This window comes from Streptomyces sp. NPDC104381, from assembly GCF_055583745.1.
Genome location: NZ_JBVJNK010000001.1, coordinates 757893 through 781782 on the forward strand (window position 1 = coordinate 757893; position 23890 = coordinate 781782).

Here is a 23890-nt window from a genome sequence, read left to right on the forward strand (position 1 = left end):
ACGTGCGTACGGTCCTCGTCACCGGCCCCGGCGGCGCAGGCCGTACCACCGTCGCCGCGGCGACCGCGCTCGCCGCGGCACGCGGCGGCCGCCGCACCCTCCTGATCTCCGCCGACGCCGTGCCCGCCTTCCCCGCGGGCGCCGAGCCGGTGGAGGTGGCCGAGCGGCTGGACTGCGCCCGCATCGACTCCGCCGCGCACTTCCGCGGCGAACTGCTGGACCTCCAGGCCCGGGCGTCCGGGGTGCTCGACCTGCTGGGCGCCAACCGGCTCGACGGCGAGGAGCTCACCGAACTGCCCGGCAGCGCCCAGCTCGCCGTCCTGCACACCGTGCGGCGCGCCGCCGAGGGCGACTGGGCGCAGGACGGCTACGAGGTCCTCGTCGTCGACCTGCCCCCGCTCGCCGACGCCCTCGCGCTGCTCGCCCTGCCCGAGCAGCTGCGCCGCTATCTGCGCCGGCTCCTGCCCCGGGAGCGCCAGGCCGCGCGCGCCCTGCGCCCGGTGCTCGCCCAGCTCGCCGGCGTCCCCATGCCCGCACAGTGGCTGTACGAGGCCGCCGCCCGCAAGGACGCCGAACTCGCCGCCGTCCAGGCGCTGATCGAGGACGGCGCGACCACCGTGCGGCTGGTCGCCGAACCCGGGCAGGCCGGCCAGGAGGCGCTCTGCTCCGCCCGCACCGGACTCGCCCTGCACGGACTGCGTGTCGACTCCCTCGTGGCCTCCCGGGTCCTGCCGCGCCACTCCTCCGACCCCTGGTTCGCCGACCTCGCCGCCCGCCAGGAGAAGTGCCTGGACCACTGGCAGCAGGAGTGGGCGCCCGGGACGTCCGTACGCCAGACCCCGCACCTCGGCCGCGAGCCGCGCACCGTCGAGGACCTGGCCCCGCTCGCCGAGAACTGCGCGCCCGACGACCCGGCCCCGGGACACGCCGGGGACCCCTGGTGGACCGAGGACGCCGGCGACGGGGTCATCGCCTGGTGCCTGCCGCTGCCCGGCGCGGTCAAGGAGGACCTCAAGCTCGTCCGGCGCGGCGACGAACTGCTCCTCACCGCAGGGCCGTTCCACCGGATCGTCCGCCTGGAGTCCGCGCTGCGCCGCTGCACCGTCTCCGGGGCCGCGCTCACCGACGGCGTCCTGCGTGTCCGGTTCACGCCTGATCCCGCGCTCTGGCCCCGGACACGATGAACGGCGTACCACCGTTCGGGTAACGTCGGTAGTACGTGGCCCGTACGGTCACGCAGGCAACCGCGTCGCAGGAGTCCGCCATGAGTGAAGCCACCGATCGTCCCGTCGACGACGACGCGTGGGCGGAGGCCTGCGCCGAGGACCTCGAGGCGGAGAAGGCCCGCCGGCGGGCGCAGTACGGGCAGCAGCCCGGCTCCGCCGCCGACGAGCTGCGCAAGCTCATCGACGCCGTGGCCGACAAGGTCTCCTCGCTCCAGTCGCCGCTGCTCGGCATGGCCGCGCAGGGCACCGTCCAGCAGGTGATCCGGCAGGCGAAGTCCGCGGTCGAGCCCGTCATCGAGCGCAATCCGGACCTCTTCGACCATCTCGCCGCCGCGGGGAACGAACTCCTCGCCGCCTACCGCTCCGCCGTCGAGGGCCAGGAGGGCCGCTGGACCAAGGGCACCGAGGGCGCCGGAGGCACCTCGGGCAGCGGCAGGAAGGCGGCGGAGGACCCCTCCGACCCGCGCGACGAGGGCACCGGCGGCAGCGAACACATCGACCTGGACTAGGAAGCCGTCGTTCCACCCCGGCCGGCCGGGGCCCGAGGGGCCTGGTGCCGGCCGGAGCAGGACGACGGCTTCTGGCCCTGGACAGGAAATACCCGTCCCCGGCTCGGGTACGGTTGGCCGTAGCGGGGCTCGACCGAAACTGAGGGATTCATGGGACTCACCATCGGCGTCGATATCGGCGGCACGAAGATCGCGGCTGGAGTGGTCGACGAAGAGGGCCGGATCCTCTCGACGTTCAAGGTATCGACCCCGCCGACCGCCGAAGGCATCGTGGACGCGATCAGCGCCGCCGTGTCCGGGGCGAGCGAGGGGCACGACGTCGAGGCCGTAGGCATCGGCGCCGCCGGATACGTCGACGACAAGCGTGCCACCGTGCTGTTCGCCCCGAACATCAACTGGCGCCACGAGCCGCTCAAGGACAAGGTCGAGCAGCGCGTCGGCCTGCCCGTCGTCGTCGAGAACGACGCCAACGCGGCGGCCTGGGGCGAATACCGCTTCGGTGCCGGCCAGGGCCACGACGACGTCATCTGCATCACGCTCGGCACCGGCCTGGGCGGCGGCATCATCATCGGCAACAAGCTGCGCCGCGGACGCTTCGGCGTGGCGGCGGAATTCGGTCACATCCGGGTCGTCCCGGACGGGCTGCTCTGCGGCTGCGGCAGCCAGGGCTGCTGGGAGCAGTACGCCTCCGGGCGCGCGCTCGTGCGGTACGCGAAGCAGCGCGCCAACGCCACCCCGGAGAACGCCCCGATCCTGCTGGGACTCGGCGACGGCACGGTGGAGGGCATCGAGGGCAAGCACATCAGCGAGGCCGCCCGGCAGGGCTGCCCGGTCGCGGTCGACTCCTTCCGTGAGCTGGCCCGCTGGGCCGGGGCCGGACTGGCCGACCTCGCCTCCCTCTTCGACCCGTCCGCCTTCATCGTCGGCGGCGGCGTCTCGGACGAGGGCGAGCTCGTCCTCGACCCGATCCGCAAGTCGTTCCGGCGCTGGCTGATCGGCGGCGAGTGGCGCCCGCACGCGCAGGTCCTCGCGGCCCAACTGGGCGGCAAGGCGGGCCTGGTGGGCGCGGCCGACCTGGCACGCCAGGGCTGACACCACCCGCGATACGACGGACGCCCGTCGCGCCCTCCGGGGAGCGGCGGGCGTCCGTCGTATCGTGCCTTCCATGGTCACGATGGAGACGCCGCTGCCCGACTCCCGTACCGAGCCGGACGGTTCGGCCGTCATCAGGGTGCTCAGCTACAACGTCCGCTCGCTGCGCGACGACACCGAGGCGCTGGCCCGTGTCATCCGCGCCTGCGCGCCCGACCTGGTGTGCGTCCAGGAGGCACCGCGCTTCTTCCGGTGGCGCAAGGCGGCGGCCCGGCTCGCGGCCAAGACCGACCTGGTGATGCTCGGCGGCGGGGCCACGGCGGCCGGGCCCCTGCTGCTCTGCTCCCTGCGGGCCACCGTGGAGCGCACCGAGGACGTCCTGCTGCCCCTCACCCCGGGCCTGCACCGGCGCGGCCTGGCCACGGCGGTCGTACGGATCGCCGGGACCCGGATCGGGGTCGTGAGCTGCCACCTCAGCCTCCAGGGGGAGGAACGCCGGGCGCAGGCGGAGGCGGTGCTGGACCGGGTGGAGGCGATGGGCGTCCCGCACGCCGTGGTGGCCGGCGACCTCAACGACGTACCCGAGGGGAAGGCCTTCCGGCGGCTGGCCGGACGGCTCCAGGACTGCCGGACCGTGCGGCCGTGGGGCGGCGAGCTCACCTTCCCGCCCGGTGCGCCGCGCAAGCGGATCGACGCGGTGTTCGCGACCGGCGGCATCGAGGTCCTCGGCTGCGGCGTCCCCACGAACCTGCCCGGAGTCACCGGCGCCGACCTGCGGGCGGCCACGGACCATCTGCCCGTCCTGGCCGCCCTCAGGGTGCCCGCGGGGGACTGACCCGGGAGCGCGGACCGCCGGGCATACCGCGCCCCGGCCCGGGCCGCCGGCCACGCGGGTCCCGCGTCGTGCGTCCGCGCCGCGCCCGGGGTCAGACGACCGCGCCGCGCCCCGGCTCGTCGTCCTCGTCGTCGTCGGGGGGCATCCGCGCCACCAGGGTGGCGAAGCCGCCCAGGAAGCCGCCGATGGAGAGCGTGGTGAGCCACCACGTCATCTCCCACTGCATCAGCACGGCGACCAGCATCAGCACCGGGCCGCCGACGACGGCGAGCCAGGCGAACTTGGCCGTCACATCGGCCTCCGGGAGCGGCGGCGGCTCCGGCGGGACGAAGTGCCCCTCCTCGCTGTCGTCCGGATCGTCGGCGTCGCCGTCCCCGGGCTCCTCCAGCGCGTAGTCGCGCGGTCCCGCGACCCCCGGCGCGAAGACGACGGAACCGCCGAGCGGCTTCTTCTCCGGCGGACCGCCGGGCGTCTTCCCGCCCACGCCCTTGTCCGTGTCCCCGCCCGCGCCGGACTCCGGAGAGGGGTCCATCACGTTGAGCTGGTCGTCCTCCAGCAGGGCCAGGTCATCGATCGACTTGAACGGCTTGGCGCCCGGCGGGTCCGGCGGCTCCTCGCCGTATCCCGCGACGATCGCCTCCCAGGCGGCGGCCTCGTCGAGCGGGACCTCCTCCGTGCCCTCGGGGACAGCCGTACCTTCCGTGGGGCGCGGTTCGCGCTCCTCGTCACTGCCCGCGCGCTCCGCGTCGTGCTCAGCCACCGGACGTGCTCCCCTTCTTGCCGGCATCGGTTGCGAGGCGGTCGATGAACCGGTAGCTCTCGTCGAAGATCCGCTCCGCATCGTGGTCCAACGTCGCGACGTGGTAGCTCTGTTCCAGGAGGATCTCCTCGACGTCCCTGGACGAGACCCGGCTGAGGATCCGCGCCGAGTCCGCCGGCGGCACGACATGGTCCTGCGGGCTGTGCAGCAGCACGATCGGCTGGGTGACCTGGGGCAGATCGGCGTCGACCAGCCGGAAGAACGCCCGCACGGAGTGCGCGGCGTGCAGCGGCACCCGGTTGTAGCCGACCTCCTCGGCGCCCGCCAGCGCGATGTCGCTGGTCAGCCCCTTCGTCGTACGCACCACATGGCGGGCCACGGGCAGGGCGTACGCCGAGAGGCCGTGCACCTTGTTCGCCGGATTCACCAGCACCAGGCCCGCGATCTCGTCCCCGTGCTTCGCGGCGAGGCGCAGCGCCAGGGCCCCGCCCATGGAGAGGCCGAAGACGAAGACCTGCTCGCACCGCGCCCGCAGCACCCGCAGCTCCCGGTCCACCTCCGCGTACCAGTCCTGCCAGCCGGTGACCGCCATGTCCTCCCAGCGCGTGCCGTGCCCGGGCAGCAGCGGGAGGGACACGGCCAGTCCGCGCTCCGCCAGATAGTCGGCCCAGGGGCGCAGGGACTGCGGCGAACCCGTGAATCCGTGACAGAGGAGGACGCCGACCTCTCCGCCCTCGTGGCGGAACGGCTCGGCTCCAGGGAGGACCGGCACCGGGGTCTCCTGTTCATGAAGCGGGGCGGGGGGTGCGGGGGGTGTGCGAAAGGATGACTTCACCGTACGCGACCGGACCGACACCGACCAGGGCCGTCACCGTCCGAGCAGCCGTCACCTGCGCGGGCAGCCGTGGGGCACACCGCCCCCTGGCGGACGGGGGAGGCCGCGGCCCCACGGGTTAAGGTCTCATCGACGGCACACAGGAGGCACAAGAGTTGATCTACGGCGCAATGAAGTTCTCCATCGGCGGGTCCCTGAAGCTCGCCTTCAGGCCGTGGGTGGAGGGCCTCGAGAACATCCCCGCACACGGGCCGGCGATCCTCGCGAGCAACCATCTGTCGTTCTCCGACTCCTTCTTCCTGCCGGCCGTCCTCGACCGCAAGGTGACCTTCATCGCCAAGGCGGAGTACTTCACCGCACCCGGGGTGAAGGGCAAGCTCACCGCCGCGTTCTTCAAGGGCGTGGGCCAGCTCCCGGTGGACCGCTCCGGCGGCCGCGGCGCCGGCGAGGCGGCCATCAGGGCGGGCATCCAGGTCATCGAGAGCGGCGGTCTCTTCGGCATCTACCCGGAGGGCACCCGCTCGCCCGACGGCCGGCTCTACCGGGGCAAGCCCGGGGGCCTCGCCCGGGTGGCGCTCGCCACCGGTGCGCCCGTCATCCCCGTGGCGATGATCGACACCGAGAAGATCCAGCCGCCCGGCCAGGTGGTGCCCAAGCTGATGCGGCCCGGGATCAGGATCGGCGAACCGCTGGACTTCAGCCGCTACCAGGGCATGGACGGCGACCGCTTCATCCTGCGTTCGGTGACCGACGAGGTCATGTACGAGATCATGAAGCTATCGGGCCAGGAGTACGTGGACATCTACGCGACCGCGGCCAAGCGGCAGATCGCCGAGGAGGCGAAGAAGAAGGGGACGGGCCGGTCCGGCGCGTAGGGCGCGGCCGGCCGTCCGGAGCGGGCAGCATGGCAGGGGCGGGAACCGGGGGAGTGCAGATGGCGGGGCGGGAACGGGTCGTACGGATGTCGGTCGAGCAGCCGCTGTGGCGCGCGCTGACCGCGTACCGCGTGCTGACACTGGCCTACGCGGTGCTGCTCGCGGGCTTCGGCCACGCGAAGTACGAGCGGCCCTGGGTGGCCATGGCCTACCTCGGGTGCCTCGCCGTCTGGACCCTCGCCACCCTTCCCCGGGTCGCCAACGCCGTCAGCTGCACCAAGCGCTTCCTCGGCCTGGACCTCACCGTGGCCCTGACCGGGGTCCTGCTGACCCCGCTCGCCGACTTCGACGCCCAGCACATGGACGGACCGACGCTGCCGTCGATCTGGACGGCGGGCTCCGTCCTGGCCTTCGCGCTCAAGGGCGGCTGGCGCTGGGCGGCCTTCGCCTCCACCCTCGTCGCCGTCGCCAACATCATCGAGCGCGGCGAGCCCAGCAGGGACACCTTCCACAACGTGATCCTGGTCTGGGTCGCCTCCATCGCCATCGGCTACGTCGTCGAGGTGGCCCGCGCCAGTGAACGCACCCTGGCACGGGCCCTGGAGATCGAGGCCGCGACCCGGGAGCGGGAACGGCTCGCCCGCGACATCCACGACAGCGTCCTCCAGGTCCTGGCCATGGTCCAGCGGCGCGGCACGGCGCTGGGCGGTGAGGCCGCGGAGCTCGGCCGGATGGCGGGGGAGCAGGAGGTCGCCCTGCGGACCCTGGTCTCCAGCGGGCTGGTCCCCACGACCCGGGTCTCCGAGGACAGCGCCGAGGGCGCGGTGGTCCGCGCGGTGGTGGCCGACGAGCCGGAGAGCGCCGAGGCGGACCTGCGCGCGCTGCTCGCCCCGCACGCCGGCTCCCGGGTCACCTTCGCCGAGCCAGGCGCCCCGGTGGTGCTCGCGGCCGGCGCGGCGCGGGAGCTCGCCGCCGCGGTGAGCGCCGCCCTGGACAACGTACGGGTCCACGCCGGGCCGGACGCCCAGGCGTGGATCCTGGTCGAGGACGAGCCGGACGAGGTGATCGTCACGGTCCGGGACGACGGCCCGGGCATCCCGGAGGGCAGGCTCGACCAGGCGGAGGGGGAGGGCCGTCTCGGCGTCGCCCTCTCGATCCGCGGCCGGCTGCGCGATCTGGGCGGCACAGCGGAACTGATCTCGGTCCCGGGCCAGGGCACCGAGGTCGAATTGAAGGTCCCGAAGGTTTCACGGGGGAAGGCAGGAACGACCCGATGAGTACACCGAGTACACCGAGCGCACCGCGGACGCAGGAATCCGGGGAGCGCGCCATCAAGGTGATGGTCGTCGACGACCATCCGATGTGGCGCGACGCCGTGGCCCGCGACCTTGCCGAGTCCGGCTTCGACGTGGTCGCGACCGCGGGCGACGGCCCCGGCGCCGTCCGCCGGGCCAGGGCGGCGGTCCCCGACGTCCTGGTGCTCGACCTGAACCTGCCGGGGATGCCCGGCGCCCAGGTCTGCAAGGAGCTCGTCGGATCGCAGCCGGGACTGCGTGTCCTGGTGCTCTCCGCCAGCGGCGAGCACGCCGACGTCCTGGAGGCCGTGAAGTCCGGTGCCACCGGCTATCTGCTGAAGTCGGCCAGCACCCAGGAGCTGACCGACGCGGTGCGCGCGACCGCCGCCGGCGACCCGGTCTTCACCCCGGGTCTCGCCGGACTGGTCCTCGGCGAGTACCGCAGGCTCGCCTCCGACCCCGCCCCGGCCGCCCCCGACCAGCGAGCGGTCCCGCAGCTCACCGACCGGGAGACGGAGGTGCTGCGGCTGGTGGCCAAGGGGCTCTCGTACAAGCAGATCGCCGAGCGCCTGGTCATCTCCCACCGCACCGTGCAGAACCACGTCCAGAACACCCTGGGCAAGCTCCAGCTGCACAACCGCGTGGAGCTCGTGCGCTACGCCATCGAGGCCGGACTCGACGACGCCTGACGGACCGGGACCACCACGGTCCTCGGGCGCGCCGGGGGCGCGGGCCGTATATTCGCGAGGACCGGCCCCGCCCCCTCATCCGGGAGACGTCGTGGAAATCCTGGCATTCGGCGTGCAGTCCGACGAGAAGCCACTGATCGAGAAGGCCTTCGCCGGCCTGCACGACGTCCGCTGCCTGGACGTCTTCCTCACCGAGGACACCGCCCCGATCGCCGCGGGCCACGAGATCATCTCCACCAGCGTCAACGCCGACCTCGGGGCCCGCGTCCTGCAGACCCTCGCGGCGGGCGGCACGCGGATGATCGCCCAGCGCTCCACCGGCTTCAACAACATCGACCTCGACGTCGCCGAACGGCTCGGCCTGTGCGTCGCCCGGGTCTCGTACTACTCGCCCTACTCGGTCGCCGAGTTCGCCTGGGCCCTGGCCATGGCCGTCAACCGCCGCATCGTCCGCGCGGTGAGCCGCACCCGCGACTTCGACTTCCGGCTCCACGGGCTCCTCGGCCGCGACATGCACGGCCGCACGGCCGGTGTGGTCGGCACGGGCAAGATCGGTGAGGCGTTCACCCGGATCGCCCACGGCTTCGGCATGGAACTGCTCGGCTGGGACGTCGCCGAGAACCCCGCCTGCACCGCGCTCGGCATGACGTACGTCGACAAGGAGCGCCTCTTCGCCGAGGCCGACCTGATCAGCCTCCACGTGCCGCTGCTGCCCGCCACGCAGCACGTCATCGGCAAGGAGGCGCTGTCCCTCATGAAGGACGACGCGATCCTGGTCAACTCCAGCCGTGGAGGCCTCATCGACACCCGCGCGCTCGTCACCGAGCTGCGGAGCGGCCGCTTCGCCGGCGTCGGGCTCGACGTCTACGAGGCGGAGGCTGGGCTCTTCTACGTCGACAAGTCCGTGGAGGGCATCGACGACGACACCCTCGCACGGCTCATCACCTTCCCGAACGTCATCGTGACCTCGCACCAGGCGTACTACACCAGCGACGCCGTGGGGCAGATCATCGACGCCACCGTGCAGAACGTCGCCGACCACCTGGCGGGCCGCCGCAGCGACAACGTCCTGGTCCCGGCACCGCCCGCGCGGTAGACGGCGCCCGCGGGCCCCTCAGCCGGCCACCGGCAGCGCCGCCAGCAGCCCCGTCACGATCGCCGCGCCGCGCAGCGTCAGCACCGACTCCGGGTGGAACTGCACCGACGCGAAGCCCCGGCCCCGCAGCGCGTGCAGTTCGCCCGAGGCCGTGTCACGGCTCACCTCGATGCCGTGCGCACCCAGCTCCGTGGCCGCCGCCCCGTCGCAGAGCGCGGTGAAACTGTTGTAGAAGCCGACGGTCTCGGGCCTGCCGAACAGATCGATGCGGGTCTGCGCCCCCTGGTGCGGTACGGCCTTCCGCGCGATCTCCAGGCCCAGCTCGGCCGCGATCAGCTCATGGCCGAGGCAGACCCCGAGCAGCCCGTGGCGGTGCTCCGCGACGAGCTCGGCCGCCAGCGCCCTCAGCAGCCGCATCTTCGGATCGGCCGCGTCCCGGGGATCGCCGGGCCCGGGACCCAGCACCACCGGGCCCTCGTGCGCCCGCACGGCCGCGCGCAGCCCGGGCTCGTCGTAGCGGCGCACAGACACCGTGAGGCCCGAGGAACGCAGCAGGTGCGCCAGCATCGCCGTGAAGGTGTCCTCGCCGTCGACCACCAGGGCGTGGCCGGACAGGTCCCGTGCGCGCTCCTGCATCCGCAGCCAGAAGGGGGCCAGACCGCCGCGCCGGTCGTCCAGGGCGGCCTGCACCCGTGGGTCGGAGGCCAGCCGGGGACGGTCCGCCTCCGACGCGGGCCTGCCCGGCCTCACACCCAGCGCGGCGAGCACCCCGGCCGCCTTCGCGTGGGTCTCGGCGACCTCCCCCTCGGGGTCGGAGTGGCGTACGAGCGTGGCGCCCACCGGCACCCGCAGCCGGCCCGACGCCGAGATGTCCGCGGTGCGGATCAGGATCGGCGAGTCCAGCGTCTGCGACCCGCCCGGCTCCTGGCTCACCAGCGCCAGGGCACCGGCGTAGTAGCCCCGGCCCCCGGGCTCGTACCGCTCGATCACCCGGCAGGCGTTCTGCACCGGGGAGCCGGTGACCGTCGCGGCGAACATGGTCTCCTTCAGGACCTCGCGCACATCCAGCGAGGAACGCCCGCGCAACTCGTACTCCGTGTGCGCGAGATGGGCCATCTCCTTGAGCCGGGGGCCGACCACCACCCCGCCCATGTCGCCGACCGTGCACATCATCTTGAGCTCCTCGTCGACCACCATGGAGAGCTCCTCGGTCTCCTTGCGGTCGCCGAGGAAGGCCAGCAGGCCCTCGGCCGTCGGCCCCTCGGCCGGGTAGCGGTAGGTCCCGCTGATGGGGTTCATCACGACGGTCCCGCCGGACATCCGCACATGGACCTCCGGGCTGGCGCCCACCAAGGCCCTGTCCCCGGTGTGCACCACGAACGTCCAGTACGCGCCCCGCTCGCCCGCCAGCAGCCGCCGGAACAGCGCCAGCGCGTCGGCCCTGCCGAAGCCGGGGATCTCGCCGCCGAAGGTGCGCCGGATCACGAAGTTCGCGCCCTCGCCCCGGCCGATCTCGTTGTCCACCACCTGCCGGACGATGTCCGCGTACTCCTCGTCCGGGACGTCGAAGGAGCCGTCCTCGACGCGCACGTCATGGCCGGGCAGAGCGGCGAGGACCTCGGCCAGCGGCAGCTCGTACGCCTGGTCGGCGACCAGCACGGCGAGCGGGGTCCCGTCGTCCCGCACGTCGAAACCGCGCTCGGCGATCTGCCGGAAGGGCACCAGGGCCAGCGAGGGCAGCTCGCCCACCGGGATGCCGGCGAGCCGCTCCACCTCCCGCACCTCGCCGGTCAGGACCTCGACGACGTCGTGGTCCCGGCCGGGTGTGCGCCGGCGCAGCAGGGCGAAGGGCGGGGCGTCGTCACGGAGCAGTCGGGACAGCACGTCGGCCGTACGGTCGGGGCCGTCGGACGTGGGCTCGGGCATGGGTGTTCCTTCCTGGGGGAGGAACGGCTCCGGCTCCGGAACGCGGAGAAGGCCGCCCCTCGGGCGGCCTTCGCGAAGTCTGTACGCGCGATGAATCAGCGGGCCGCCGGATGAGCGGTCCACCACCAGTTCTGGGTCGTCTGCGCGAACATGCCACGTACCCTAGCGGAAGTGGTGGACAAACGAGCGCGCGTCTCATTTGTTGAGCGGGCGGCGGGGGCGCACTCGCCGACCCCGTAATGTTGTCAAGGTGACCGTGAACGCCAATACCTCCGTCGCCGGTGGCCACACCTGGCGAGACCTTCCCGCGGCGCAGCAGCCCGAGTACCCCGATGCCGAGGCTCTGCGCGACGTACTCGCGGACCTCGAGTCGTATCCTCCGCTCGTCTTCGCGGGCGAGTGCGACCAGCTGCGCGCCCGCCTGGGAGCCGTCGCCAAGGGCGAGGCGTTCCTGCTTCAGGGCGGCGACTGCGCCGAGGCCTTCGACGCCGTGTCCGCCGAGCACATCCGGGCCAAGCTGAAGACGCTGCTCCAGATGAGCGCCGTCCTGACGTACGCCGCCTCCGTGCCGGTCGTCAAGATCGGCCGGATCGCCGGTCAGTACTCCAAGCCCCGCTCCAAGCCGACCGAGACCCGCGACGGCGTGACCCTGCCGACGTACCGCGGTGACTCCGTCAACGGCTTCGAGTTCACCGAGGCGGCCCGTATCCCGGACCCCGAGCGGCTGAAGCGGATGTACCACGCGTCCGCCTCGACGCTGAACCTGGTGCGCGCCTTCACCACCGGTGGGTACGCCGACCTGCGCCAGGTGCACGCCTGGAACCAGGACTTCGTGAAGTCCTCGCCGTCCGGGCAGCGTTACGAGGCCCTGGCCCGCGAGATCGACAACGCGCTGAACTTCATGAAGGCGTGCGGCACGGACCCGGCCGAGTTCAAGGCGGTCGAGTTCTACGCCTCGCACGAGGCGCTGCTGCTGGACTACGAGTCCTCGCTGACCCGCACCGACTCGCGCACCGGCCAGCTCTACGACACCTCGGGCCACATGGTCTGGGTCGGTGAGCGCACCCGCCAGATGGACGGCGCGCACATCGAGTTCGCGTCGAAGATCCGCAACCCGATCGGCATCAAGCTCGGCCCGACGACCACCGTCGACGAGGCGCTCGGCTACATCGACCGCCTCGACCCCGAGCGCGAGCCGGGCCGGCTGACCTTCATCGTCCGCATGGGTGCCGACAAGGTCCGCGACAAGCTCCCCGAGCTGGTCGAGAAGGTCACCGCGTCCGGCGCCCAGGTGGTGTGGGTGACCGACCCGATGCACGGGAACACCTTCGAGGCCGCCTCCGGCCACAAGACGCGCCGCTTCGACGACGTCCTGGACGAGGTCAAGGGCTTCTTCGAGGTGCACAAGCAGCTCGGGACGCACCCCGGCGGCATCCACGTCGAGCTCACGGGTGACGACGTCACCGAGTGCGTCGGCGGCGGCCACGAGATCTTCGTGGACGACCTCCACCAGCGCTACGAGACGGCCTGCGACCCGCGCCTCAACCGCAGCCAGTCCCTCGACCTGGCCTTCCTGGTCGCCGAGATGTACCGCGACCAGTAGGGGATCTTCCCTGGTGACGCACGTGGGGCACGGATCGATGTGATCCGTGCCCCACAGGCGTACCCGGGCTTTTGTGGCCACGGGCTCGCGGGTAAGGTTAGGTTAGCCTCACCGAAAAAGATCGGGACGGCGCAGCGATCGACCCGTCGGGAGGTGAACCGCATGTACGTCTGCTCCTGCTTCGGCATCACCGAGGCCCAGGTCAAGCAGCATGCGGACGGCGGAGCGTGCACGCCTCGCCAGATCGCCTCCGCCTGCAAGGCGGGCACCGACTGCGGCGGCTGCGTCCGCAGGATCCAGGCGCTGCTCGGCCGGGGCGAATGCCCGCGCCGTGACCTCGTCGAGGGACGTACGGCGCCGACGGGCGCCCCGGCCGGTGCGCCCGTCACGCTCGGCGGCACCACCGGTGCCGGGCTCCCCGACGCCGCCTGAGCCCGACGCCCGGGGCCGCGGAACCGTACCGGAGCGGCCGGTGGATCAGCTGTCCGGCTGCTCGATCACCTGGGCGATGTAGAGCGGCTCACCGAGCTTCTCGATCAGATCCAGCTGGGTGTCGAGATAGTCGATGTGGTGCTCCTCGTCCTCCAGGATGGCCTCGAAGATGTTCGCCGACGTGATGTCCCCCTTGCCGCGCATCACCTCGATGCCGCGCTTGAGGCGGTCGATGGCCTCGACCTCGACCTGACGGTCGGCCTGGAACATCTCGGTGACCGTCTGGCCGACCCGCACATGGAAGAGCCGCTGATAGTTGGGCAGCCCGTCCAGGAACAGGATCCGGTCCGTGAGGATCTCCGCGTGCTTCATCTCGTCGAACGATTCCGCGCGGGTGTACTTGGCGAGCTTCGTCCAGCCGAAGTTCTCCTGCATCTTCGCGTGCAGGAAGTACTGATTGATGGCAGTCAATTCGGCGGTCAGCTGTTCGTTGAGGAACTCGAGGACCTCGGGGTCGCCCTGCATCGCAGAGGCTCCTTCCAACCGGTGAACCAGGCACGTTTGCGCGCATCCTCGCATCGCGCCCAGCGGCCGTCCAGTAAGTGCACGCTTAGTATGAGTTGCCCGAATCAACTCTCCCCTGGTCATGACCACCCCTGGCTGTCTGTCACCATGGAGGCATGGGTCAGCCGGAAAGCCGGGAACGCGGCACAGCAGAGCAGTCCGGGCTTCCGCCGGGGCAGCGGCTGCAGCGCGGCTGGCCGGTCACCCATTACGGGCCCGTGCCCAAGTTCAAACCGGACCGCTGGGAGTTCCGGGTCTTCGGGGCGACGGCCGACGGTGACAAGCACTGCTGGAATCACCAGGAATTCACGGCACTTCCCTTCTCCTCGGTCGTCGCGGACCTCCACTGCGTGACCAAATTCAGCATGCTCGGCGCCGAATGGGGCGGAATCCTGGCCCGCGAGGTGCTGGAACTGGCACCGCCCGCACCCCACGTCACCCATGTGATGGTCTGGGCGGAATACGGATTCAGCTCGAACCTCCGGATCGCGGACTTCGTGTCGGACCGGACGCTGTTCGCCACCCATAAGGACGGGGAACTGCTCACCGCCGAACACGGATTCCCGCTGCGTCTGGTCGTCCCGCATCTGTATGCCTGGAAGGGCCCCAAATGGGTCCGCGGCATCGAATACATGTCGGCCGACCGCCGCGGTTTCTGGGAGGAGCGCGGCTATCACAACATCGGCGACCCGTGGAGCGAGCAGCGCTACTCCTACCAGGAGGAGCCCGGGGACGGCCCCGAGCTCTGAGCGGTCCGCCGGCCCCTGAGGGCGCGGCCCCTCACCCGGTGGTGGCGCCCCTGAGCTCCTTCAGCCGCGCCACGTCCGCCGCATGGCCCTCCTTGCCGCCCGGTGTCTCGATGATCAGAGGCACCCCCTCGGTCGCCGGGTGCGAGAACAGCTCGCGGAACGGCTCGGCGCCTATGTGACCCGCGCCGATGTTCTCGTGCCGGTCCTTGTGGGCGCCCACCACGTCCTTGGAGTCATTGGCGTGGATCAGCTTCAGCCGGCCCTCGCCGACCGTCTCCACCAGCAGGTCCAGGGTCTGCCGCATGCCGACGGGCCCGGTCAGGTCGTGGCCCGCCGCGTAGATGTGGCAGGTGTCCAGACAGATCCCCAGCTTGGGGTGGGAGTCCAGGGCCTCGAAGTACGGGCCGAAGTCCCAGGTCCGCGAACAGAGCGAGGAGCCCTGCCCGGCGGTCGACTCCAGCAGCAGGAACGGGTCGTCGTCGTGGGTCAGCTCCTCCAGCAGCGGGAGCATGTGCGTACGGACCTGGGCGAGGGCCGTCTCACGCGGACGCCCGCCGGTCGCCGAGCCGGTGTGGACCACCACCCCCAGGGCGCCGATCTCCCGCGCCCTGCGCAGCGAGTGCCGCAGGGAGAGGACCGACCGCTCGACCGTGGCCTCGGTGTGCGAGCCGAAGTTGATCAGGTACGGGGCATGGACGTACGCGGGGAGCGCCGCCGCCGCGCACTCCGCGCGGAACAGCTCGTCCTGCGCCGGATTGCCGGGCGGGGTCGCCCAGCCGCGCGGATTGGCGACGAAGACCTGCACGGTCTCCGCCGCCAGCTCACGGGCGTAGCCGAGGCCGATCTTGGCGAGTCCGCCGGCCACGGGAACGTGGCCGCCGATGGGGTTGCGCATGTGCTGCCAGCCTTCGGGGTGTCTACTGGGCTTGCCTACAGGGCCTTGGTCCTGATGGTGATCGTGGAGCCTTCGGCGGCCTTCTCGCCGCCCTCCACCGACTGGCTCTTGACCGTGTCGCTGAAGGAGAGCAACGGACGGTCCACCTTGACCTCGAACCCCGCCTCCTCCAGTGCGCTCCGGGCCTCGTCGACGTCCTTCCCCGTGACGTCCGGGACCGGGAGCATGCGCGGGCCCTTGGAGACGGTCAGCTCCACGGTGTCGCCCTCGGCGGCCTCCGCGCCGCTTCCGGGTGTCTGCCGGGCGATGTCGCCGGCCTCCTCGGGGGAGTTGACCCGGTCGGTCAGCACCTTCGCCTTCAGGCCCTCCTCGTCCAGGGCGGCCGTGGCGTCCTCGACGGAGAGTCCGGTGACATCGGGCACGTCGACGGGGCTGCCCTTGCTGACGACCAGGGCGACCGCGGAGTCGGGGTGGCGCTCGGTGCCGGCCCGCGGCTCCGTACGGATCACCTTGCCCCGGTCGATCTCCTCGCTGAACTCCCGCGTCACCATGCCGGGCGCGAGCCCCGTCTTCTTCAGCTCACGCCGGGCCTCGGCGAGGGCGAGCGACTCGACGTCGGGGACCTTCACGATCTCCGGGCCGCGCGAGATCACCAGCTTCACCGCGTCGTTGCCCCGGATCCGCTCACCCGAGCCAGGATCGCTGCTGATCACCGTGCCGCGCTTCACCGTGTCGCTGTAGGCGCGCTCCACACCCTTCAGATCGAGGCCCTCGTCCGCGAGCCGCTTCTCGGCGGCGCTCTGCGTCTGGCCCAGGAGGGAGGGGACCCGGGTGAACTGGCCCGAGTTGATGTACCAGACGCCCGCACCGGCCCCCAGCACCAGCAGGACGGCGACGAGCAGGGCGAGCGGCCCGCGCCGGCCCCGGCCGGACAGGAGTCCGCGCCGCCCGCGCCCGGGCCCCCGGGGGTCGGGCGGAGGCATCTCCAGCCGACTGGTGTGGTGCGCCGTGCCCTGGCCGGGCGGAATCACCCGGGGGATCACGCTCGTACGGTCCTCGGCGGCGTCGTGCTCCCCCGTGACGGCCTGCGGAGGCGACGCGTCGAGCTGCTCCTCGGTGAGACCCGCCCGTATCTCGCGGGACCGGGCGAGCAGGGCCACCGCGTCCTCCGGGCGGAGATCGGGGTCGCGCGCCGTCGCGGCGGCCACCAGCTCGTCCAGCCCGGCGGCCAGACCCGGCACGGCACCGGACGGCGCGGGGACGTCCTCGTTCAGATGCTGGTAGATGACCTGCGCGGCGGTCTCCCCGCCGTGGGGCTTGCCACCGGTCAGCATCTCGTAGAGCACCACACCGCAGGCGTACACGTCGGACCGGGTGTCGGCCGTGCCCTGCTCGATCTGCTCCGGGGCGAGGTACGAGACCGTGCCCAGGAGCGAGCCGGTGGTGTCCGTGGCGGTCCCCACCGCGCGTACGAGACCGAAGTCGGCGACCTTCACCCGGCCGTCGTCCCCTATCAGGACGTTCTCCGGCTTCATGTCGCGGTGGACGAAGCCCGCGCGGTGCGCGGCGCCGAGCGCGGCCAGGATCGGTTCGAGGATGTCCAGCGCGGCCCGCGGCTGGAGCGCACCGCGCTCGCGCAGGACGTCGCGCAGGGTGCACCCGGCGACGTACTCCATCGCCAGATAGACGTACGCGCCCTGGGCGCCCTGGTCGAAGACGGCCACCACATTGGGGTGGGCCAGCCGCGCGACGGACTTGGCCTCGCGGATGAAGCGCTCGACGAACGCGGCGTCGGTCGCCAGGGCGGGGTGCATGACCTTGAGGGCGAGCACCCGGTCGAGCCGGGTGTCCATGGCCCGGTAGACCGTGGCCATACCGCCGACGGCGATGAGTGCATCGATGCGATAGCGGCCGTCGAGCAGCTGCCCGACAAGGGGGTCCTGGAGGGTCGTGTCCACGGGGCGAGTCTACGAGCTGCCACGGACACCGCGGATGGGCCCGGCACCCGGGGGACGGTTCCGGTGCCGAGCCGTGACAAGGGCATGCACGCGTGGTGACGGGAGAACCGCCGCCGGGGCGCGGATCCCGGCGGGCGGGGACCCGGATCTCAGAACGCGGGGCGCTCCGGATCGAGCACCGCGCGGCCCTCCACCGGCGAGGACGCCTCGGCGAAATGGCGGCGCGGGATGCGTCCCGCCCGGTACGCCAGGCGCCCGCCGTCCACCGCGTGCCGCATCGCCGCGGCCATCAGCTCGGGCTCCTGCGCCCGGGTCACCGCCGAGGCGAGCATCACAGCGGCACAGCCCAGCTCCATCGCCAGCGCCGCGTCCGACGCGGTTCCGGCGCCCGCGTCCAGGATCACCGGGACCGCGGCCTGCTCGACGATCAGCTGGAAGTTGTGCGGGTTGCGGATGCCGAGCCCGGAGCCGATGGGGGAGCCCAGCGGCATGATCGCCGCGCACCCCACGTCCTGGAGCTTGCGGGCCAGGACCGGGTCGTCATTGGTGTACGGCAGCACGGTGAAGCCGTCGTCGACCAGGATCTCGGCGGCGTCCAGCAGCTCGATCGGGTCGGGCAGCAGGGTCCGCTCGTCGGCCACGACCTCCAGCTTGATCCAGTCGGTGCCCAGCGCCTCCCTGGCCAGCCGGGCGGTCAGCACGGCCTCGCCCGCGGTGAAGCAGCCCGCCGTGTTCGGCAGGACCTGGATCGAGAGGCGCTCCAGGACGGAGAGCACCGAACCCCGGACCGTCGGATCGAGGCGGCGCATCGCCACGGTGGTCAGCTCGGTGCCCGAGGCGATCAGGGAGCGTTCCAGCACGTCGAGGCTGGGAGCCCCGCCCGTCCCCATGATCAGCCGGGACGAGAACGTGGTGGCGCCGAGCGTGAAGAGATCGTCGGACATCTCAGCCTCCCTGGACCGCGGTGAGGACCTCGACGCGGTCGCCGTCGGCGAGCGTGGTGGCGGACCACCTGCCGCGTGGGACGACGGCCTCGTTGACCGCGGCGGCGACCCCGGACGGTGCGGCGGTCAGCTCCGCGACCAGGGTGTCCAGCGCGGTGCCTGCGGGGACGGTGCGGACGTCCCCGTTGACGGAGACCGAGACGGCGGCGGACGCGGCGGCATCCGGGCCGTCGTGGGAGGCGGCGGGGTCGGCTGCGGGCACGTGCGGTGTCATACGGGCTGCTCCTGCGGCGCGGGGGCGGTCTGTTCGGGGAAGGAGGCCGGTGCGGCCTCCGGGGACGCGGCGGCGGCGAAGCGGCCGGGCGCGAAGGGGCGGCCCAGCTCCGGCAGCTCGCCGGTGGTCAGCACATGGGCCATCACCTCACCGGTGACGGGGGTCAGCAGCACCCCGTTGCGGTGGTGCCCGGTGGCGAGGTGCAGGCCGGGCAGGGCCGTGGGCCCCAGCAGCGGCGCGTTGTCCGGCGAGGCGGGCCGCAGACCGGCCCGGGTCTCCGTCAGCGGCAGCTCCGTGATGCCGGGCATCAGCTCATGGGCGTCGCGCAGCAGCTCGTACACCCCGCCCGCGGTGACCGTGGTGTCCCAGCCGAGCTCCTCGGTGGTCGCGCCGACCACCAGCTCACCGTTGGCCCGCGGCACCAGATAGACCTGCGCGCCGCGCACGACGGCCCGCACCGTCCTGCTGAGGAAGGGGGCGTACGCGGAAGGCACGGTCAGCCGCAGCACCTGCCCCTTGACCGGGCGCACCGGCGGCACGACGGCCTCGGGGACACCCGCGAGCCGGCCGCTGAGGCTGCCGCCCGCGAGGACCACCTGGCCGGCGGTGAGCTCCGTGCCGTCCGCCAGCACCGCGCCCGTCGCACGGCCGCCCGCCACGGAGAGCCGCTCGACCCAGGCGCGGCGGAACACCACCCCCGCCCGGTCGCACGCGGTGACCAGCGCCGAGGCCAGCCGGCGGGGATCCACCTGATGGTCCCCGTCGACCCGCAGCCCGCCGCGCACACCCGGGGCGAGCATCGGCTCCAGACGGCGGCACTCACGGCCGGTGAGCCACTCGGACTCCAGCCCGGAGCGCTGTTGCAGCGCGTGCAGCTCCCGCAGGTGCGCCCGGTCGTCGGAGTCCAGCGCGACCGACAGGGTGCCGCAGGCGCGGAAGCCGGTCTCCTGCCCGCTCGCCTCCTCCAGCTCGGACACGAACGCCGGATAGCGCGCCGCGGAGGCCACGTTGAGACCGAGCAGCTTCTGCTCGCCGTAGTGGAGTTCGGTGACGGCCGCGAGCATCCCGGCCGCGACCTGGGCGGCCCCGCCACCCGGTTCGGGATCGGCGAGCGTGGTGCTCAGGCCGCGCTGGGCCGACCGCCAGGCGGTCACCAGACCGATGATGCCGCCTCCGACGACCAGGACGTCGGAACCGTCTGCGGAGATGCCCATGGGCGTCCAGCCCCTCCCTTCGCCGGCATGACCCGGATCAGGTTCGTACGGTCGGAGGCCGGTCAGCCTCCCTCTCAGCCCGGTGCGTCCGGGCTCCCGCGAGTGCCTTACGGTGGCCAGCCTAGACCCCACCCCGTGCAGGCAGTAAGGGAGCCGTACCCGTGGCCCGTTCGCTCGACGGACTCGTCCTCTCGCCGGTGGCCGACCAGGCCCCCGGCCAGGTCGGGACCCGCACCCGTTTCGCCTACCACGAGCGGGACGGCCGGATCTGGGCCGAGTACGCGGGCGGCGACGTCGTGCGGGGACACCTCGTGGGCACCCGGGAGGGCGACACCCTCGACTTCAGGTACGTCCAGCTCAAGCAGGACGGGACGACCTCGTCGGGCCACTGCGTCTCCACCGTCACCGACCTCCCGGACGGGCGGGTGCGCCTGGACGAGGCCTGGGAGTGGGAGTCCCAGGAGGGCAGCGGGACGAGCGTGGTGGAGGAGCTCGCGAGCTGATGGAACGTCAGGTGACTAGGGTGGACGGGTGAGTGAGCAGACACAGGACCGGGCGTCCGGACGGCAGCCGCACGGCGTCGTGATCGTGGGCGCCGGCATGGCCGGTGTGCAGACGGCCGTGGCCCTGCGCGAACAGGGCTTCACGGGCCCGGTCACCCTGATCGGCGCCGAACCCCACCAGCCGTACGACAGGCCGCCGCTCTCCAAGGCGGTCCTGCTCGGCACGGCGGAGAGCTCCGCCTTCGACGTCGACTTCGAGGCCCTGGACATCACCCTGCGCCTGGGCCTCGACGTGAGCGGCCTGCGCGCCGGGGAGCACGAGCTGGACACCCCGGAGGGCCCCGTCGCCTACGACGAGCTGGTCCTCGCCACCGGCGCCGAGCCCGTCGCGCTGCCCGGTTCCGAGGGCGTGCCCGGAGTCCATCTGCTGCGCACCCTGGACGACGCGGCGCGGCTGCGGCCCGTCCTGGAGCGGCAGCACGACGTGGTCGTCGTCGGAGCGGGCTGGATCGGCGCCGAGTTCGCGACCGCCGCCCGCGCGGCCGGCTGCGCGGTCACCGTCGTGGAGGCCGCCGGCCGCCCCCTCGCCGGCACGATGCCCGCCGAGGTCGCCGAGCCGATGGCCGCCTGGTACGCCGGGAGCGGAGCCGAACTCCTCACCGGCGCCCGGGTCGCCCGCGTCGCGGAGGGCGCCGTCCATCTGGCCGACGGGCGCGTGATCCCCGCCGGGGCCGTGGTCGTCGGCATCGGCGCCCGCCCCGCCACCGGGTGGCTGGCCGGCTCGGGCATCGCGCTCGGCCCGGACGGCTCGGTCACCGCGGACAGCTTCCTGCGCACCTCGCTGCCCGACGTCCACGCCGTCGGTGACTGCGCCTCCTTCCCGTCCGCCCGCTACGGGGAGCGGCTCCTGGTCCACCACTGGGACAACGCCCTGCAGGGGCCCCGGACGGTCGCGGCCGCCCTCGCGGACGGCACGGTCAGGACGTACGACCCGGTGCCCTACTTCTGGTCCGAGCAGTTCGGCCGCTTCGTGCAGTACGCCGGGCACCACGCGGGCGCCGACACGCTGGTGTGGCGGGGCGACCCGGCGGACCCGGCCTGGACGGTCTGCTGGCTGCGGCAGGGAGTCCTCGTCGCCGTGCTGGCGGTCAGCCGGCCCCGGGACCTGGCCCAGGGGCGCAAGCTCGTCGAGGCGGGGGCGCGGATCGACCCGGCGCGGGCCGCCGACTCCTCCGTACCGCTGAAATCGGCGGTGCTCCGGGGGTAGGCACGGCCTCGTACGGTCGGCCCGGGTACCGACTGTCGGTCCGGGATGGCACGCTTGTCCTTGTGACCGAGATTGACGCAAAGATCGATGCTCTCGTCCCCGCCTGGCTCCACCTTCCCGACATCGCGGAAATGCTCGATGTCGAGGTGACGCGCGTACGGCAGCTGGTCAAGGAGGGCCAGCTCATCGCCGTACGACGTGGTGAGAACCGGGCGCTCCAGGTGCCTGCCGCCTTCATCGACGGCAACAAGGTGGTCAAGGGCCTCGCCGGCACCCTGACGCTCCTGAGGGACGACGGCTACAACGACGAAGAGATGCTGGACTGGCTCTTCACCCCCGACCCGACCCTGCCCGGCACCCCCGCGCAGGCCCTGAGCGAGAATCGCGGTACGGAGGTGAAGCGCCGGGCCCAGGCGCTCGCCGTCTGACCGGACGACCGTGAGCGGGGTGCGGGCCGTGGCACACACGGCCCGCACCCCGCCGTCACCGGACTGCCGGCACGGCGGTCCACCGACGTACGGGCGCACGGTCGCCGCATCAGTGATCCAACGACGCACCGACGGGGGAATTCTTCATGTCCACGCCTCGCGAGCGGCTCTCCGGAGCCCGGCTCTACCTCTGCACGGACGCCCGCAAGCGGCAGGGCGACCTCCCCGAGTTCCTCGACGCCGTGCTGGCCGGCGGGGTGGACATCGTGCAGTTGCGGGACAAGGGCATGGAGGCGGCCGAGGAGCTCGACCACCTCGCCGTGTTCGCCGACGCCTGCAAGCGCCACGGCGCGCTCCTCGCCGTGAACGACCGGGCCGACGTCGCCCATGCCATCGGCTCCGACGTGCTGCACCTCGGGCAGGGCGATCTGCCCGTGCCCGCCGCCCGGGCCCTCCTGGGTGACGACGTGCTGATCGGCCGCTCCACCCATGCCGAGGCCGAGGTCGAGGCCGCCGTCGCCCAGGACGGCGTCGACTACTTCTGCACCGGCCCCTGCTGGCCCACCCCGACCAAGCCCGGCCGGTACGCCCCGGGCCTCGGCCTCGTGCGTCACGCCGCCTCGCTCGCCCCCGCGCGCCCCTGGTTCGCGATCGGCGGGATCGACGCGGGCAATCTGGACGAGGTGCTGGACGCCGGAGCCCGCCGCGTCGTCGTCGTGCGGGCGATCACCGAGGCGGCCGATCCGGGCGAGGCCGCCGCGTCGCTCGCGGGGCGGATCCGGGCCCGCGCGCTCTGAGCCGGGCCGGACCGGGGCCGCTCGGAAGGCCGCCGGAAAGGCCCCTGGAAAGGCTGCGGGAAAGCCCCCTCGGGAGGCCGCCGGGAAGGCGGTGCCGAAGGGATGTCCGAGGGGTGGACAAAACCTACCGCATTCCGGGCAATTCGCCCTCTCTGGTTGGGGTACCGCCGGGCCCTGGTTAACCTCCCCATATGGCCCTTGGCACACCTTCCACCAGGACAGATCACGCGCGCACCGTGCGTGAGCTGCTCGCGACCGGCGAGACGTCGTTCTCGTTCGAGTTCTGGGCGCCCAAGACCGAGAAGGGCGAACGGAACCTCTGGAACGCCCTGCGCCGGGTCGAGGCGGTGGGACCGAGCTTCGTCTCCGTGACGTACGGGGCGGGCGGTTCGACCCGCGCCGGGACGGTCCGGGCGACCCAGCAGATCGCGGCGGACTCCACCCTCACCCCGGTCGCGCACCTCACCGCCGTCGACCACTCCGTGGCCGAGCTGCGCAACATGGTCGGTCAGTACGCCGATGCCGGGATCCGCAACATCCTCGCGGTGCGCGGCGACCCGCCCGGCGACCCGATGGGCGAGTGGATCGAGCACCCGCAGGGCGTGCGGTACGCGGCGGACCTCGTCCGGCTGATCAAGGAGGCCGGTGACTTCTGCGTCGGCGTCGCGGCCTTTCCCGAAATGCATCCGCGATCCACCGACTGGGACACCGACATCGGTCATTTCGTGGACAAGTGCCGCGCCGGCGCCGACTACGCGATCACCCAGATGTTCTTCCAGCCGGAGAGTTATCTGCAGATGCGTGACCGTGTGGTCGCCGCGGGTTGCGACACCCCGGTCATTCCCGAGGTGATGCCCCTCACCAGCGTCAAACAGCTGGAGAGGTTCGCGCAGCTCAGCAACGCGTCCCTGCCTTCCGCCCTGAAAGAGCGCATCCTCGCCGCGAAGGACGACCCGGCCGCTGTACGCTCCATTGGCATCGAGTTCGCCACGGAGTTCTGCGCGAAACTGCTCTCCGAGGGTGTCCCGGGGCTGCACTTCATCACGCTCAACAACTCGACGGCGACACTCGAGATCTACGAGAATCTCGGACTGCACAAGCAGTCCTGACCGGCCGTACCCGCC

The 23890-nt window shown here is 72.4% G+C and carries 26 protein-coding genes and 1 riboswitch; of the genes, 16 read left to right on the forward strand and 10 right to left on the reverse strand.

What is annotated here, in order from left to right:
* The first annotated feature begins 2 nt into the window (after nucleotides 1-2).
* The 4 genes from ACZ607_RS03400 (at nucleotide 3) to ACZ607_RS03415 (ending at nucleotide 3662) form a co-directional block, all read left to right on the forward strand.
* The gene (locus ACZ607_RS03400) at nucleotides 3-1184 is read left to right on the forward strand and encodes an ArsA family ATPase (RefSeq protein WP_469731227.1); all 1182 of its coding nucleotides are present in this window, start codon (nucleotides 3-5) and stop codon (nucleotides 1182-1184) included.
* 80 nt (nucleotides 1185-1264) lie between these two features.
* On the forward strand, nucleotides 1265-1735 hold the full coding sequence (locus tag ACZ607_RS03405; RefSeq protein ID WP_469731229.1) for a DUF5304 domain-containing protein: 471 nt from the start codon (nucleotides 1265-1267) through the stop codon (nucleotides 1733-1735).
* Nucleotides 1736-1885: 150 nt separating this feature from the next.
* Nucleotides 1886-2827: an ROK family glucokinase gene (locus ACZ607_RS03410; RefSeq protein WP_099176282.1), complete on the forward strand. Its 942-nt coding sequence runs from the start codon at nucleotides 1886-1888 to the stop codon at nucleotides 2825-2827.
* A 73-nt stretch (nucleotides 2828-2900) separates the two neighbouring features.
* On the forward strand, nucleotides 2901-3662 hold the full coding sequence (locus ACZ607_RS03415; RefSeq protein ID WP_469731231.1) for an endonuclease/exonuclease/phosphatase family protein: 762 nt from the start codon (nucleotides 2901-2903) through the stop codon (nucleotides 3660-3662).
* Nucleotides 3663-3753: 91 nt separating this feature from the next.
* Here ACZ607_RS03415 and ACZ607_RS03420 read toward each other — a convergent pair whose 3' ends face one another.
* Both ACZ607_RS03420 and ACZ607_RS03425 read right to left on the reverse strand, forming a co-directional pair.
* Nucleotides 3754-4422, reverse strand: a complete 669-nt coding sequence (locus ACZ607_RS03420; RefSeq protein WP_469731233.1) for a hypothetical protein — start codon at nucleotides 4420-4422, stop codon at nucleotides 3754-3756.
* Nucleotides 4415-5194 carry an alpha/beta hydrolase gene (locus ACZ607_RS03425; RefSeq protein WP_469731235.1) on the reverse strand — a complete coding sequence of 260 codons (780 nt, stop codon included), beginning with the start codon at nucleotides 5192-5194 and terminating at the stop codon, nucleotides 4415-4417. Before ACZ607_RS03425 ends, ACZ607_RS03420 begins: the two co-directional genes overlap by 8 nt.
* A gap of 218 nt (nucleotides 5195-5412) precedes the next feature.
* Here ACZ607_RS03425 and ACZ607_RS03430 point away from each other — a divergent pair, with 218 nt between their 5' ends.
* The 4 genes from ACZ607_RS03430 to ACZ607_RS03445 all read left to right on the forward strand — a co-directional run bounded on the left by ACZ607_RS03430 (nucleotide 5413) and on the right by ACZ607_RS03445 (nucleotide 9212).
* Nucleotides 5413-6132, forward strand: a complete 720-nt coding sequence (locus ACZ607_RS03430; RefSeq protein WP_469731237.1) for a lysophospholipid acyltransferase family protein — start codon at nucleotides 5413-5415, stop codon at nucleotides 6130-6132.
* Between the two features lie 59 nt (nucleotides 6133-6191).
* The gene (macS, locus tag ACZ607_RS03435) at nucleotides 6192-7409 is read left to right on the forward strand and encodes a MacS family sensor histidine kinase (RefSeq protein ID WP_469731845.1); all 1218 of its coding nucleotides are present in this window, start codon (nucleotides 6192-6194) and stop codon (nucleotides 7407-7409) included.
* A gap of 62 nt (nucleotides 7410-7471) precedes the next feature.
* Nucleotides 7472-8116 (forward strand): response regulator, encoded by a 645-nt coding sequence (locus tag ACZ607_RS03440; RefSeq protein ID WP_469731846.1) that lies wholly within the window; start codon nucleotides 7472-7474, stop codon nucleotides 8114-8116.
* A gap of 91 nt (nucleotides 8117-8207) precedes the next feature.
* A complete protein-coding gene (locus ACZ607_RS03445) occupies nucleotides 8208-9212 on the forward strand; it encodes a 2-hydroxyacid dehydrogenase (protein WP_469731238.1) in 1005 nt (334 codons plus the stop codon).
* Nucleotides 9213-9230: 18 nt separating this feature from the next.
* Here ACZ607_RS03445 and ACZ607_RS03450 read toward each other — a convergent pair whose 3' ends face one another.
* Together ACZ607_RS03450 and ACZ607_RS03455 are read right to left on the reverse strand one after the other, a co-directional pair.
* The gene (locus tag ACZ607_RS03450; protein WP_469731240.1) at nucleotides 9231-11138 is read right to left on the reverse strand and encodes an anthranilate synthase family protein; all 1908 of its coding nucleotides are present in this window, start codon (nucleotides 11136-11138) and stop codon (nucleotides 9231-9233) included.
* A 95-nt stretch (nucleotides 11139-11233) separates the two neighbouring features.
* Nucleotides 11234-11290 carry a trp operon leader peptide gene (locus tag ACZ607_RS03455; RefSeq protein WP_124277238.1) on the reverse strand — a complete coding sequence of 19 codons (57 nt, stop codon included), beginning with the start codon at nucleotides 11288-11290 and terminating at the stop codon, nucleotides 11234-11236.
* Between the two features lie 104 nt (nucleotides 11291-11394).
* On the opposite strand from ACZ607_RS03455, the gene ACZ607_RS03460 reads away from it, so the two are divergent.
* Both ACZ607_RS03460 and ACZ607_RS03465 read left to right on the forward strand, forming a co-directional pair.
* Nucleotides 11395-12741: a class II 3-deoxy-7-phosphoheptulonate synthase gene (locus ACZ607_RS03460; protein WP_469731242.1), complete on the forward strand. Its 1347-nt coding sequence runs from the start codon at nucleotides 11395-11397 to the stop codon at nucleotides 12739-12741.
* A gap of 162 nt (nucleotides 12742-12903) precedes the next feature.
* Complete coding sequence (locus ACZ607_RS03465) at nucleotides 12904-13173, forward strand: (2Fe-2S)-binding protein (RefSeq protein WP_469731243.1); 270 nt, start codon at nucleotides 12904-12906, stop codon at nucleotides 13171-13173.
* Nucleotides 13174-13218: 45 nt separating this feature from the next.
* Here the strand turns inward: ACZ607_RS03465 and bfr are convergent, their stop codons facing one another.
* Nucleotides 13219-13698, reverse strand: a complete 480-nt coding sequence (gene bfr / locus ACZ607_RS03470) for a bacterioferritin (RefSeq protein WP_469731245.1) — start codon at nucleotides 13696-13698, stop codon at nucleotides 13219-13221.
* A 155-nt stretch (nucleotides 13699-13853) separates the two neighbouring features.
* Between bfr and ACZ607_RS03475 the strand changes: the two genes are divergently transcribed.
* On the forward strand, nucleotides 13854-14486 hold the full coding sequence (locus ACZ607_RS03475; RefSeq protein ID WP_469731247.1) for a sulfite oxidase-like oxidoreductase: 633 nt from the start codon (nucleotides 13854-13856) through the stop codon (nucleotides 14484-14486).
* A 31-nt stretch (nucleotides 14487-14517) separates the two neighbouring features.
* Here the strand turns inward: ACZ607_RS03475 and ACZ607_RS03480 are convergent, their stop codons facing one another.
* From ACZ607_RS03480 to thiO, 5 genes are all read right to left on the reverse strand, one after another.
* Nucleotides 14518-15381 (reverse strand): deoxyribonuclease IV, encoded by an 864-nt coding sequence (locus ACZ607_RS03480; protein WP_469731248.1) that lies wholly within the window; start codon nucleotides 15379-15381, stop codon nucleotides 14518-14520.
* A 35-nt stretch (nucleotides 15382-15416) separates the two neighbouring features.
* The gene (gene pknB, locus ACZ607_RS03485) at nucleotides 15417-17339 is read right to left on the reverse strand and encodes a Stk1 family PASTA domain-containing Ser/Thr kinase (protein ID WP_469731250.1); all 1923 of its coding nucleotides are present in this window, start codon (nucleotides 17337-17339) and stop codon (nucleotides 15417-15419) included.
* A gap of 149 nt (nucleotides 17340-17488) precedes the next feature.
* Nucleotides 17489-18283: a thiazole synthase gene (locus ACZ607_RS03490; protein WP_469731252.1), complete on the reverse strand. Its 795-nt coding sequence runs from the start codon at nucleotides 18281-18283 to the stop codon at nucleotides 17489-17491.
* A gap of 1 nt (nucleotide 18284) precedes the next feature.
* Complete coding sequence (thiS, locus tag ACZ607_RS03495) at nucleotides 18285-18557, reverse strand: sulfur carrier protein ThiS (RefSeq protein WP_469731254.1); 273 nt, start codon at nucleotides 18555-18557, stop codon at nucleotides 18285-18287.
* Nucleotides 18554-19771, reverse strand: a complete 1218-nt coding sequence (gene thiO, locus ACZ607_RS03500; protein ID WP_469731256.1) for a glycine oxidase ThiO — start codon at nucleotides 19769-19771, stop codon at nucleotides 18554-18556. Before thiO ends, thiS begins: the two co-directional genes overlap by 4 nt.
* A riboswitch (TPP riboswitch) is annotated at nucleotides 19769-19881 on the reverse strand. It overlaps the preceding gene by 3 nt.
* Nucleotides 19882-19932: 51 nt before the next feature.
* Here thiO and ACZ607_RS03505 point away from each other — a divergent pair.
* The 5 genes from ACZ607_RS03505 (at nucleotide 19933) to metF (ending at nucleotide 23875) form a co-directional block, all read left to right on the forward strand.
* Entirely contained in the window at nucleotides 19933-20274 is a 342-nt protein-coding gene (locus ACZ607_RS03505; protein ID WP_469731258.1) for an avidin-fold protein, read from the forward strand.
* 28 nt (nucleotides 20275-20302) lie between these two features.
* Nucleotides 20303-21541 carry an NAD(P)/FAD-dependent oxidoreductase gene (locus ACZ607_RS03510; protein ID WP_469731260.1) on the forward strand — a complete coding sequence of 413 codons (1239 nt, stop codon included), beginning with the start codon at nucleotides 20303-20305 and terminating at the stop codon, nucleotides 21539-21541.
* A 62-nt stretch (nucleotides 21542-21603) separates the two neighbouring features.
* Nucleotides 21604-21969, forward strand: a complete 366-nt coding sequence (locus ACZ607_RS03515) for an Rv2175c family DNA-binding protein (RefSeq protein WP_104789789.1) — start codon at nucleotides 21604-21606, stop codon at nucleotides 21967-21969.
* 146 nt (nucleotides 21970-22115) lie between these two features.
* Nucleotides 22116-22766 carry a thiamine phosphate synthase gene (gene thiE, locus ACZ607_RS03520; RefSeq protein WP_469731262.1) on the forward strand — a complete coding sequence of 217 codons (651 nt, stop codon included), beginning with the start codon at nucleotides 22116-22118 and terminating at the stop codon, nucleotides 22764-22766.
* A 191-nt stretch (nucleotides 22767-22957) separates the two neighbouring features.
* Entirely contained in the window at nucleotides 22958-23875 is a 918-nt protein-coding gene (gene metF, locus ACZ607_RS03525; RefSeq protein ID WP_469731264.1) for a methylenetetrahydrofolate reductase [NAD(P)H], read from the forward strand.
* The last annotated feature ends 15 nt before the right edge of the window (nucleotides 23876-23890 follow it).